General features: G+C 36.3%; 12 protein-coding genes. 4 read left to right on the top strand and 8 right to left on the bottom strand.

Features of this window, described 5'->3' with window-relative positions:
* Window positions 1-52: 52 nt before the first annotated feature.
* The 3 genes from DEU39_RS12985 to DEU39_RS12975 all read left to right on the top strand — a co-directional run bounded on the left by DEU39_RS12985 (window position 53) and on the right by DEU39_RS12975 (window position 1,942).
* Window positions 53-814, top strand: coding sequence for an alpha/beta fold hydrolase (locus tag DEU39_RS12985; protein ID WP_062672630.1), 762 nt, complete (start codon window positions 53-55; stop codon window positions 812-814).
* Window positions 815-876: 62 nt separating this feature from the next.
* Window positions 877-1,500 (top strand): ribosome biogenesis GTP-binding protein YihA/YsxC, encoded by a 624-nt coding sequence (gene yihA, locus DEU39_RS12980; protein ID WP_120232635.1) that lies wholly within the window; start codon window positions 877-879, stop codon window positions 1,498-1,500.
* Window positions 1,493-1,942 (top strand): GNAT family N-acetyltransferase, encoded by a 450-nt coding sequence (locus DEU39_RS12975; protein WP_120232256.1) that lies wholly within the window; start codon window positions 1,493-1,495, stop codon window positions 1,940-1,942. Before yihA ends, DEU39_RS12975 begins: the two co-directional genes overlap by 8 nt.
* Before the next feature lie 133 nt (window positions 1,943-2,075).
* Here the strand turns inward: DEU39_RS12975 and DEU39_RS12970 are convergent, their stop codons facing one another.
* The 3 genes from DEU39_RS12970 to DEU39_RS24415 are packed head-to-tail and all read right to left on the bottom strand — an operon-like array spanning window position 2,076 to window position 4,676.
* Window positions 2,076-2,741 (bottom strand): response regulator, encoded by a 666-nt coding sequence (locus DEU39_RS12970; protein WP_062672626.1) that lies wholly within the window; start codon window positions 2,739-2,741, stop codon window positions 2,076-2,078.
* Between the two features lie 12 nt (window positions 2,742-2,753).
* Window positions 2,754-4,469 carry a tetratricopeptide repeat-containing sensor histidine kinase gene (locus DEU39_RS12965; RefSeq protein WP_147367592.1) on the bottom strand — a complete coding sequence of 572 codons (1,716 nt, stop codon included), beginning with the start codon at window positions 4,467-4,469 and terminating at the stop codon, window positions 2,754-2,756.
* A gap of 45 nt (window positions 4,470-4,514) precedes the next feature.
* Window positions 4,515-4,676: a hypothetical protein gene (locus DEU39_RS24415; protein ID WP_183037419.1), complete on the bottom strand. Its 162-nt coding sequence runs from the start codon at window positions 4,674-4,676 to the stop codon at window positions 4,515-4,517.
* A gap of 379 nt (window positions 4,677-5,055) precedes the next feature.
* Between DEU39_RS24415 and DEU39_RS12960 the strand changes: the two genes are divergently transcribed.
* Complete coding sequence (locus DEU39_RS12960; RefSeq protein ID WP_062672622.1) at window positions 5,056-5,892, top strand: hypothetical protein; 837 nt, start codon at window positions 5,056-5,058, stop codon at window positions 5,890-5,892.
* A 206-nt stretch (window positions 5,893-6,098) separates the two neighbouring features.
* On the opposite strand, the gene msrA is transcribed toward DEU39_RS12960, so the two are convergent.
* The 5 genes from msrA to DEU39_RS12935 all read right to left on the bottom strand — a co-directional run bounded on the left by msrA (window position 6,099) and on the right by DEU39_RS12935 (window position 12,695).
* A complete protein-coding gene (msrA, locus tag DEU39_RS12955; protein ID WP_062672620.1) occupies window positions 6,099-6,653 on the bottom strand; it encodes a peptide-methionine (S)-S-oxide reductase MsrA in 555 nt (184 codons plus the stop codon).
* Between the two features lie 415 nt (window positions 6,654-7,068).
* Window positions 7,069-8,037: an ROK family protein gene (locus DEU39_RS12950; RefSeq protein WP_062672618.1), complete on the bottom strand. Its 969-nt coding sequence runs from the start codon at window positions 8,035-8,037 to the stop codon at window positions 7,069-7,071.
* A 79-nt stretch (window positions 8,038-8,116) separates the two neighbouring features.
* Window positions 8,117-9,328: a PepSY-associated TM helix domain-containing protein gene (locus DEU39_RS12945; RefSeq protein ID WP_120232254.1), complete on the bottom strand. Its 1,212-nt coding sequence runs from the start codon at window positions 9,326-9,328 to the stop codon at window positions 8,117-8,119.
* Between the two features lie 50 nt (window positions 9,329-9,378).
* Window positions 9,379-11,493, bottom strand: coding sequence for a TonB-dependent receptor (locus DEU39_RS12940; protein ID WP_120232634.1), 2,115 nt, complete (start codon window positions 11,491-11,493; stop codon window positions 9,379-9,381).
* Entirely contained in the window at window positions 11,493-12,695 is a 1,203-nt protein-coding gene (locus DEU39_RS12935; protein ID WP_120232253.1) for a PepSY-associated TM helix domain-containing protein, read from the bottom strand. The genes DEU39_RS12940 and DEU39_RS12935 overlap by 1 nt, the downstream gene beginning before the upstream one ends.
* Window positions 12,696-12,724: the final 29 nt, after the last annotated feature.

Here is a 12,724-nt window from a genome sequence, read left to right as displayed (position 1 = left end):
AATTTTTTTGAGGTTTAATTTGTATTTTTGCAGGGCTTTATTAAGGCGTTTTATGATATTTAGTACAAAAAAAGAAAAGAAATATTCCTATGTAGAAGCGGGAGAAGGACATCCATTAGTGCTGTTGCACGGGTTAATGGGTGGTTTGAGTAATTTCGATAAAATGGTAGATTTTTTTTCGGATAGAGGCTTTAAAGTATATGTTCCTCAGCTGCCGATCTATGATCTGCCGGTACTCAATACGAATCTTACCACGATTGCAAAATATATTATCAAGTTTATAGAAAGTCATATTGAGGGGCCGGTCTCTATTGTAGGAAACTCAATGGGAGGTCATGTAGGGCTTATATTGACTTTAGCAAGACCTGATCTGGTTAAGAATCTTGTTCTTACTGGAAGTTCCGGGCTTTATGAAAGAACTTTCGGAGACAGTTTTCCGAGAAAAAATGACCGATCTTATATCAGGAAGAAAACGGAGGAAGTTTTCTATGATCCAAAGGTAGCAACAGAAGATCTTGTGGATGAAGTTTTTGCAGTTGTCAATGACAGAATGAAAGGAATAAAAACAGTAATGCTGGCAAGAAGTGCCATCAAACACAATATGCTGAATGATCTTCCCAAGATTGTGACGCCTACCTGTCTGATCTGGGGTAAACAGGATAATGTTACTCCACCCGAAGTAGCCGAAGATATGCACAAGTTTATTCCTAATTCGGACTTATTCTGGATTGATAAATGCGGCCATGCAGCCATGATGGAAAAACCAGATGAATTCAATGAAATCCTGTATAACTGGATAAAAGATAAAGTTTAAAACATATAAATGACCATTAAGAGCTTTTCTTAATGGTTTATTTTTCTAAAATACATTCAAAAATGATTATCAAGACAGCAGAGTTTGTAAAGAGTAGTGGAAAATGGCAGGAATGCCCTGAACCAAATATTCCCGAATATGCTTTTATTGGAAGGTCGAACGTAGGAAAATCATCACTGATCAATGCCATGATGAATCATAAAGATCTGGCTAAAACATCGCAGACCCCGGGGAAAACCCAGCTGATCAATCATTTTTTGGTGAATGAGAACTGGTACCTTACCGATTTACCCGGATATGGTTATGCCAAGGTTTCAAAAGTCCAGCGAAAGGATTTTGAAAAGCTGATCACCAATTATATTCTGAACAGAAGAAATCTGGTCAATCTTTTTGTATTGGTAGATGTAAGGCATACTCCGCAGAAAATCGATCTGGAATTTATCCAGTGGTGTGGTGAAAGTGGAATACCGTTTTCCATTGTCTTCACAAAGGCAGATAAACTGAAACCGAATGCCGTTGTCAAAAATGTTGAAGACTATAAAGCTGAACTTCATAAAACATGGGAAGATCTTCCCGAATTGTATATCACCTCAGCAGAAAAGAAAGAAGGAGGAGATAAAATTCTTGACTTTATCCAAAAGACCAATGATTTTTTAACCCATAATAATATAAGCTTCGATGAGTAATATTGTCTGGAAAATCAAAACGTTTGATGAGTTTACTGTTCGGGAATTATATGCAGTACTGAAAGCCCGTATTGATGTTTTCGTTATTGAACAGAACTGTCCTTACCCTGATCTGGATAATTATGATCAGAAAGCGGTTCACATCTGGGCTGAAGAAGAGGGACAGGTACTGGCCTACTGCCGGATTTTTGATAAAGGAATAAAGTATGATGAAACTTCTATAGGAAGAGTTCTGACCACAGAGCTGGCGAGAGGAAAAAGTTTGGGAAAACAGCTGATACAGTATGCTGTGGAAACTATAGAAAACCGTTTTCATACTTCTGAAATCAAAATATCGGCCCAGGATTATCTTTTAAGATTTTACAGTGGGTTCGGATTTGAAGATACAGGAAAGAAATATCTTGAAGACGATATTCCGCATACGGAAATGATAAGAAAATAAAAAGGTATCTCAAACGAGATACCTTTTTCGAACTGTATAAAATTATATTGGGTGCTATTAGTTTTTTTTCATCATTTCTTACATCAAAAGTAAGACTATTGAGAAAACTAACCTTACGGAAAACCGTAATTACTTATATAATTCCCAAATCTTTGCAGAAAGCCACAAGCTGTTCATTGCTTGTTATCTGCAGATCTTCTTTCATGCTGTTCAGTTTTTTCTCTACACTGCTTAAACTATTGGGTTTAATATCATTATTTTGGAGATAAACAGGAATATTTTTCTGTAAAACTCCCTGAGACAAAAGAGATACTAAAGTAATATCATAAGTAGAGAATTCATAATTGTTGAGCTTCTTTACCTCTTGTTTAAGATCCAGTGAAAGATAATTTTCGTCTACATAGGTTGAAGCAATTGCTTTTTTCAACTCTTTTGAATCATTTCGGGCCTTGCGAACAAAACCATTAATTCCATATTCGTTAAAAAGGCTGTCTATCACCCCGGATCTATGTTCTGCAGAAAAAACAATGACTTTCAATGAAGGATGTAGTTCTTTAATGGTCTTTATCAGCTCTTTTCCGTCTTTGAGATTTTGTATATTATGGTCTTCTTCAAAAGAAAGATCTGTAATTAACAAATCATAAAGATCACCTTCACGAATGGATTTTTGAATTTTAGCTAATGCATCATCACAATAATAGACATAATCTGTGTTGGAAATACTAAGGTCTTCTAATGTTTTCTGTACAGAAATACTACTGCTTTCGTGATCTTCAGCTATTAAAATTTTTTTGAACATTCTTTTTCTTTTTTAAGAAGCAGGAAATGAAATATAAATTTTCAACCCCTTTTCGGTTTCGGTATCAAAAATAATTTCTCCATTGATAGCTTCAATACGGGAATCCGTATTTGTTAAACCATTTTTATAAGTAATTCCTTCTGAAATGCCTATACCATTGTCTGTATACTGAATTTGTATCCTGTTATTTTTTCTTTCAAATTTAAAAGCAACAAGGGTAGCCTGACTATGTTTTTTCATATTGATCAGAAGTTCACGCATCACCTGATATATTTCTTCCCGGGTAAATTCTTTCAGTGTTTTCCATATATTTTCATCATTTCCGGCCAGATAAGTCTTTACATTTTCATTATTAAAAGATGCAATAAGAGTAGATATTCTTTTGCTGAACTCAGATTTATTTTCAGGGGCAGCCTTCTCATAGGAAATATCTCTTGACTTTTCATATACAAACTCCAATTCGTCAAGTATTTTTTCTTTATCAAAATCTTCCTGATTTTCGATCTTGGTCATTACCTGATAAATTCCGTTGGCTACTACATCGTGAATTTTCTTGGAAACTTTTAGCTGCTGTTCTTTTAACTTATTATCAGATTCCAAAAGCATGGTCTGCTTACGTTTTTTATACCAAAAGAAAGCACCGATTATTAGGGCAAGCGTTCCTAAACTTATACTTATAATTAAAATATTCTTTTTAGTAATTTGATATTCTTTTTGGACGAGACCTTTCTGAAGCAAAAGATTTTCAGCTTTCTTTTTTTCTACATCAAATTCTATCAGAGCAAATCTGTTTTTTGCTTTATCTCTTGATAATTGAATGCTGTCATTAAGCTGCTGGTACTCTGCGAAGTAACCTTGTAAGTGAACTCCTTTGTCATTTTTTACCAGAAAGTCAAGAGCCTCCAATCTGTCATTGGGATTTTTGATCACCTTTGCCAAACGATATTTTTCATTGATATGATACAGTGCTTTAGCTCTATCTGAGCGTAGATAATATTCAGCAAGATGAGAATGACTGGATATGAGACCAGATTTATCATTGATCTTTTGTCTTAAAACAACTGCGGCTAATAAGCCTTCTTCTGCCTTATAATTATTACTTTCAAGCCAGCTGATATAATTGTAATTGTCTAAAATTCTGGCATATTCAATCTCGTTCTTTTGCAGTGCTTTATTCTTGAGAAGAGATTGGTAAATATTGATGGCCTGCGGGTAGCTTTTCTGTTTTCCGTAGGCGTCAGCAATATTATTTTTGATCGTTATTTTCTGAAAATTATCAGAACTTACCTGTAAAGCTTTATGATACCAGTTGAGGGCCTCAGAATAATGCTTGAGATTTTTTTCAGATATTGCAAGGTTATTATAAATGGAAGGAAGATAAGCAGAGTCTCTGGGTAGTTTTAAAAAGGATAATGCATCAATAGCTCTTTCATTACTGCTAAGATAATCTCCGATATCATTAAGTATAATAGCCTTCAAGGTTAAACAGGATGCAATATTGGCGGAATCATTCTTTAGCTTATAGATACTTTCCGCTTTTGAAAGGAGTGTAAATGCCTTTACATTATCATTATTGTATAAAGAAGCTGCTTCATTGTACATTTTGTCCGCTTCAGTTGAAGGGGCCTTTGCCGGAGGATTCCTGTTTTCGGAAAAATTACAGCTAATGAATAAAAGAAAAATTCCTACAAATTTAAAACCAGCATACATGATAATAATTGATAGCAACTAAAGGTATTAAAAAAAGGACAATTTTCATTGCCCTTTATTTAATTATTTTTTTGGTGGCAAAATCTGTCCTGTTTCGCCGCTTGTGTCTTCTGGTGCCATTCCTAATGTTCCCGTAGAGGGGCTTATTGTAGTGGATTCGTAATTATTGTTATCAATTGTTGAAGTGTTGGTATTATTATTTGAAAATGCTAATCCTAATAGCATTATTATAATTTGGATCATTTCCTTTAAAATTTTCGAAGTTGAAATCGTATTTCTTCCTCTCACGAAGTATTTATCGTAAGCTGTACACTGTTAAAATTTCGAAGCGCTTCTTAATTTTTAGGGAAGTGAACCTTTAAAAACGGAGAAGAAACATCTGCTTCCCAATCCGGAGTTTAATCTCTGTTTTCTCTGGTTTTTCTGAAATCAGTTTTTTAATGTTTTTGTTGATTTCTGAAGCAAATTTGCGGCAAAAAAGAAAAGGGATGTTAGACAAAACATAGACATCAATAGACAGTTAGTAAGCGTGGAGTTATTACGGAAATCCGTAATGTGGTGTGATTGAAAATCATCTACTTTGTAATGCCCGAAAACACTGTATATGTCCAAGAAAAAACTACTGATTAATGAAGTATTTGAGCAGGCAAGGAGAGAGTCAGAGAAGACCACAAAAAGTGGGCTGGCTACTTATCTGCATCTTTGTTTTATTGATAACCTGAAATTCTATGATATTTCAGAGAAAACCTTCATACGGTATTATGAAGATTTTGTAGAAGGCAATAGCTGCAGGAATATTGAACCTGAGAGACTGAATAAAATGAGCCAGTACATCGGCTACAAAGATTTTACAGATTTTTCAAGGACTTTTATCAAAAATGATGAAAAAAAAAATCTGACCACTGTAAAAATAAGTGTGGATCAGGATGAGGAAATTATATCGGAAAGACTTTCTAAGATCAATATAAATATTATTAATGAACAGCACTTTAAAATGCCTGAGTTTGTCAGACAAAATAGTTTTGGCCTTGTAGGGGTATTAATGCTTGGAGGATTTTTGATCGGAAATTATTACTGCTCATCAGGAAACAGAAACGTATATGAACCATTCGGTTTTTTGACTCTTCCCGCAGTTGAAAAGAATTGTATGTACTGGGATCAAAATGAATATAAGCTTGCTGATTGCAATGAAGAAAGTCTTGTATTGAATACTGTTCCTAAGGATGATATTCAGATTAAATACTTTAAACGTGTTACAAGAAAAGATACACTTACAGTAGAAAATGCTTTGGGAAAAATGTGGTATTCAAAGGTCAGGGGGAAAGTTGAGTTTTTTACTATGGATGGAGTAGATCCGGAAAACAAAAAAGAATTAAAGCCGGCCACAGAATACATCATTAGAAAATATTCGGGGAAAAATGAAATCGTGCAGACAGAATAAACTTCCTTCACCAATATTTAAAATTCAATTGGAATGTTTGTCAGGGGACTCATTTTTATATCAAACAAAAAGCGAAGAGATTCCCTCTTCGCTTCTATATTTTATTGAGCTGTAAGTATTCAGGATGCATATTAAACATCAGTAAGAACGGACTTTTAGTCTGTTTGATAAAATATCTGCCTAGCAGAAATTTAAAATATCACGTTTTAATCTGCGTTCAGCATTCCCAGTTCCCCAAAATGTTTCTTAAACTTTTGGATTTTAGGACCAACCACAGCGCTGCAATATGGCTGTGTCGGATTTTCATTATAATACCCCTGATGATATTGTTCTGCCGGCCAGAATTTGTTGAATTTCGTTAATTCTGTTACATAAGTTCCTGTCCATCTTCCTGATTCCTGAGATACTTTGATCGCTTCTTCAGCTTTTGCTTTTTCAGCATCATCTTTATAATAAATAACGGAACGGTATTGAGTCCCGATATCATTCCCTTGTCTGTTAAGTTGGGTAGGATCATGTAAAAAGAAAAATACATCCATCAATTGCTCGTAGGAAATAACAGCAGGATCATAAGTGATCTGAACCACTTCTGCATGTCCGGTTTCTCCCGTACATACTTCCTGATAAGTCGGATTGTCTTTATGTCCGCCTGAATATCCTGAAATAGCAGATTGTACCCCTTTAAGCATATTGAAACAGCTTTCCACACACCAGAAACATCCGCCTCCGAAAGTAATCTCTTCTAAATTATTGTTGTCCATTTTTGGTAATTATATTGTTTTATTATCATTCCCTGATCCGGAAAATGCAATCAAAAATATGAAAAACTTTTTCATTTGAACAGGCTTTTACTTCTTAAACTTAAATTGCAATGATAGATGTAGCAAATGATTTTAAACACGAATAACACGAATGTTTTTCACAAATAACAAAGGAAAATAAGAATACAATTTCTTGCATTTAATCACCACAAAGTATTTTAAAGCATTTAGTATCAGGTATGTCATGCTGAGCTTAGTCGAAGCATCTTATATTCTTTAAACACAAATAACACGATGCTTTTTACAAATAAACATAAGGAAAATAAAACGCAATCATCTGTGAAAATCTGTGCAATCTGTCAAAAAACAAAAGCACCCTAAAAAAGGTGCTCTATATTATTTAAAATACTTTCAGTTATTTTTCCCAAACCAAAGCACTCGCTCCAAGGATAGCAGCATCGGCTTCGTCAAGTTCACTGAATACCAGTTTCACTTTATTTCTGAAAATTGGAAGAAGGTTTCTTTCCATATGAAGTTTTGCAGGCTTTAAAATAAAATCTCCTGCCTTGATAACTCCTCCAAAAAGAAGAATCGCTTCAGGTGAAGAGAACATTACAAAATTGGCTAAGGCTTCACCCAGCTTCTGTCCGGTATATCTGAAAACTTCAATTGCAATAGGATCTTCTTTCATTGCACATTCAAATACTGTTTTAGAATTGATCTCGTCTTCAGGATATTGGTTCAGCATAGATTCCGGGAACTCAGCTCTCATTTTCTTTGCTGTAATGGTAATTCCTGTGGCAGAAGCATAGGCTTCCAGACTTCCTTCAGAACCTGTGCTCCAGTGTTTTCTCCCGCCTGGCTTTACAATTGTATGTCCCAATTCTCCGGCAAACCCATCGTGTCCATAGATTAAGCTTCCGTTGGCAATAATTCCACTTCCTACTCCTGTTCCCAGCGTAATCATGATGAAATCTTTCATTCCTCTTGCAGCTCCGAAAAGCATTTCTCCCAGTGCCGCAGCATTCGCATCATTGGTTACTGTACAAGGAAGGCCAAATTTTGCCGTCATCAGCTCAGCGAAAGGAATAACACCTTTCCATGGAAGGTTAGGGGCGAGTTCTATGGTTCCTTTGTAATAGTTAGCGTTTGGTGCGCCTACTCCGATTCCGTCAAAGTGAGCTTCAGTACCATACTTTTCCATCATTGGACGAACATGTTCATATAAAGCATCGATGAAATCTTCCACTTTGTCATAGGCATCAGTTCTCAGATTTCCTTTATCCAGAACTTCACCACGGTGGTTTACGATTCCGAATTTAGTATTGGTTCCGCCGATGTCAACTCCAAGGGCAACTTGTTTTGATAAATCTATTAATGACATTTCTATTATTAAATTCTAGGGGCTAAAATTATAAAAAAGATTGTATTAATGGATTATTAAGTAGGTTTTATTTAATACTTTAAGCTGTTTTTATTGGTTTTTTCTTTTTTCTCCCCCACCAGATCATAAATCCGGTAACCGGAAGAGAAGCGCAGATAATACTTACAATAAAAGCGATGATCTTGGTGGGAAGTCCCAGAATAGCACCAACGTGAATATCATAATTGGCGCTCACAACCTTTTCTCCAAAGTTTTTGTCCTTAGGATCATGAGTGTGCAGCAATTCCCCTGAGTTCTCATCAAAGATTAAGCTGCTGCTTTTATGGTAAGAATAAGAAAGATGTTTTACGTACACCTCAAAGTTGGGATGTTCGTGGTCATCCATATGCGGATGTCCTAAATCGATAGCGAAACCATAAGATTCAGGATATTTTGTCTGTACTGTATTGATGATTTTATCCAGTGTTCCTTCTGTTCTTAATTCGATAGGTGCCTTTGTTTTAATATGTGAGAAGTCAGGATACTTTGTTTGTCCACCGGAAAATATCACGTAAATCATCGCCTGTACTACAAAAAAGGCATAGAAAAGACCTGTAATTGAGAAGATTAAAGCAAAAATCGACGCGTAAAATCCTAAGACATTATGGAGGTCGTAGTTCTTTCGTTTCCAGCTTTTGATATTTTTCCATTTGAAGGCAAATCGCTGTTTTCTTGCTGCTTTGTTCTTTGGCCACCAGAGGATAATCCCCGAGATCAGCATAATGATAAAAATGATAACAGGAATTCCAACCACATACGTTCCCCAGTCCTGCTTCAAAAGATAGCTCCAGTGGATCATTTTTACAATATTGAAGAATCCGTTTTTTTCATCATAGACTCTCAGTACTTTCCCTGTGTATGGGTTTACATAGGCCTGTTTGTAGATAGGAAATTCATCAAAATAGTTCCAGGCATCTGTATTATGTTCATACCAGAAGAACATATAGGACATTTTTTTATCAATAGGAACATTTACCCAGTGGATAGGATACTTTTCTTTTACCTGCTCCGCAACAGCCTTTTCCATCACTCTGATGGGAAGGACCTGTTTCTGCTCTATATTTTGCTCGTGATGGTAGATGACGTCTTTTCGGGTGATATTTTCCACTTCATCTTTAAATACGTATAATGCTCCGGTAATAGAGATAATAAAGATCAGAAATCCTATTCCCAACCCGAACCAAAGATGCAGCTTGGCAGACCATTTTTTGATAAAGCCCGGTTTCTTTTTATGATGATGCTTTTTCTTCATATAACAGTAAAAAGTAAAGCAAAGATATGCTTTACTTTTATTTAGATTAATTAAAATTTGTATTCAATCATGAATGTCCCTCTCAATCCAAGAGCATTGGTAAAATCACTGTCTCTTGCAGTCCACCATGAAATAGCAGGCTGATACAGTTTGTTGAAAATGTTTTCAATACCTAATGATACTCTCCAGTTGGTGTCAACCTCATAACTGGATTTGAAATTGAAAACAGTATACTCAGGTACATATCCTTCACCATAAGCATACAATCCCGTCTTGGCATTTGGTTCAAATCTGTTTTGCTGGAAAGAGTGAAGCATATCAAGACCAACGGATAGAGCTGGAACAGGTCTTGCCTGAACATAAGCCAATACTTTAGGCGCAGAAATTCTGCTGTTGTTGATCTTGGTAGAATAATCACCGTCGTCCTTTATAGAGGTAATTCCTTCCATCCAGCTGTAGCTTCCACCAAACTGAATCCATTTTGTAGGGCTAAAGTGTAAAAATCCTTCTACCCCGTATACAATCTCGGGAGATCTCTGAATCATCAATGCTCTGTCTGGACTTTGTACGAATGATGCTCCCAGTTTCGATGTGCTTACATAAGAAGTTAATTCATAATTCAGCCAGCTGGAAAGCTGTCCTGTTGCTCCCAATTCGTAATTATTAACGATGATGGGTTTCGTTTCCAGATTTTTGATCGTTTCAGAAGTTGAGGTTCTTAAAATTCTTCCCAACTCATTGATAGAGTAGGCCTGAGAGAAGCTTCCGAAAAGGTTGATATAAGGCTCAATATTGTAACGAATTCCAATATTTCCTACCAATGCATTGTAGTTCAGTTTTCCACCCGCGACAGGAATACTTTTGGTGAAAGTTCCGTCACTTTTCAGGGTAGAAAGGGTATTGAAGTCATCTACATTTACTTTGATGTTTTCGTAACGAAGTCCTCCTTTGATGGTGAACTTTTTAAACAGATCTATTTTTGCCAGTACGAAAGGTGCAATATTGGTCATGTTCATATTCGGAGTCCAGAAACGTCCGTCTTCCAGCTTTTGAACGGTTTCATCATTCAGAATATCGGCTCCGTAGATGATTTCTGCCTGAGAGTTCGCTGAATTCCAAAGCTGGGTATCAAAATTGAATCTTGCTCCTGCTTTTTTTGAAATTACATTCGACTGCCCGCCGTTGAAAAAGGTGTCGCTGTAACCGTAAACGGTTTTAAAATCCTGATAGTAAAGGTTGATATTCAAAGACGTTCCTGCAAACAGGTTCTTATTGTCGTAGCTTACTCTTATGTTGTGGTTTTTAGGAGTTCCCTGAGGAGTGGTTTCCAAACCTTTCCCAATTCCTTCACCAATCGTTGGCTTGATGCCGTATTTTCCTGTTTTTAATCCTACATTCAGATCTGATCTTGATGAATAGCCAATGTAAGAAGCCTCAATTCTCTGATTTTCGTTGATGTCATAACCTATTTTCACCAGTCCGTTGTAGTTGTCCATCTTCGCAATGCTATACGTAGGACTTATCAAAACACCATCACCGTCTTTTGTATATCCTGTTCTTTCGTAGGCTAATGAAAGGGTATAATCAAACTTGTTGATCTTTCCCGATAAAAGCTGACTGGCTCTTACTCCTAAAGTACCTCCATAAGGCTGCCCTGTAAGCCCGATCTGTGAAATCCCGGAGATTTTTTTATCTGTTTTGCTTCTTTTTGTAATATAATTGATGATCCCTCCGTCTGCTCCGTTACCATAAATGGAAGAAGCTCCTTTGATTACCTCTATTCTTTCGATCGCTGAAGGATCAATGGTTCTTAAATCTCTTGCTCCGTTACGAAGTGGGGTAGACTGTGGAATTCCATCAATCAAAACCAGAACCTGACGTCCTCTTAAGGTCTGTCCTGTATTGGATGTCTGTCCCGAATTGGTTCCTAAACTGGGAACGGTATACTGCAGGATGCTTGTGATATCTGAGTTAACGGTCAGCTGAGACTGAATCTGTTTCTCTCCTACCACCGTTACGGAGCTTGGAACTTCTTTGATGCTTTCCTTTTTTCTGGAAGCAGTCATGACAACCTCGTCTACATTTTTAGTTTGTAAACTATCTTTTACCTGAGCAAAAACAGTGGCAGTTCCTAAGCAGGCAGCTGATAAAAGCACTTTTTTCATTATATTTTCTTTCCTTTTTTCTTTCTTTTTCCCCACCAGACCAGAAATCCGGTTACAGGGAGCGATGTACATGTGAGGCCGGCTATAAACCAGATGACCTTTCCAATGATTCCGAAGTAGGAACCGGTATGGATGTCGTAATTGGCGTTGGAATATTTCTCGGCAGTATTGAGATTGTGATGAGGTTTATTGGCGAGTAGTTTTCCGGAGTATTTGTCGAATGTCAGGATGTTTCTTTCACTGTATCTTCCATCCATTCCGTAAACCGTTACAGGAAGATTCTTCAGTTCTTTTCCTTTTTTATTCTTTCCGTTCAAAGTAATTCTGAAGCTGGATGATTTTGCGTACAGCTTTTGAGTTTGTGCCGCAGCGAGATCAAAAACAGCTTCATTCTTTGCTATCAGAGAGTCCGGAGATTTTCTTTCTTTTTCCTTTGGAAGTTCCCATGAACCTGATAATGCAAAAGTAAAAGTGTTTTTTACATAGGGATAAGCAAAATAAAGCCCTGTAATACTTAATAGCAATGCAATAAATGATGCATAGAATCCAAGAAGATTATGAAGATCATAATTTTTACGCTTCCAGTTTTTTACATTTTCCCAGTTGAACCAAAAACGTCCTTTTCTTGCATTTTTGTTTTTTGGCCACCATAAAATGATTCCTGTAATCAGCATAATGACAAAAATAACAGTTGGGATTCCTACAGTATACGGTCCCCATTCTGAATTAAGCAGAAGTCCCCAGTGGATATATTTCAGAATATTGAACACATCATACTTTTCATCATAAACCGCCAGAATTTGCCCGGTATACTGATTCACATAGACCAGTTTGTTAATGTGTACCTGCTGAAAATAATTCCATCCTTTTTTGCTTTTGTCATAGTACTCAAACTGGTAGGATTTATTTTTATCCAAAGGAATTTCTACAGCGCTTACAGGATATTTTTCATTAAGTTCCAGCGTAACTTTTTCACGAAGCAGATTAATAGACAATGGCTTTTTTCCGATATCATCCTTTTTCAGGTAAATGGCTTCTTTGCGTAAGCTATTCTGTATTTCATCCTTAAAAACATATAAAGTCCCTGAAAGAGAGACTATAAATACAATGATTCCAACAGACAAACCCAGCCACAAATGCAGCTTTGCAGACCATTTTTTTGTGGAAGAAACCTTCTTTTTATGATGATGCTTTTTTCTCATAGCAAAAAGTTAACCCCATGAGGGGCTAA

Source organism: Chryseobacterium sp. AG363, from assembly GCF_003610675.1.
In the GTDB taxonomy this organism is placed as follows: domain Bacteria; phylum Bacteroidota; class Bacteroidia; order Flavobacteriales; family Weeksellaceae; genus Chryseobacterium; species Chryseobacterium cucumeris.
Note: the sequence above shows the minus strand (reverse complement) of the source record. Positions and strands in the feature narration are given on the sequence as shown.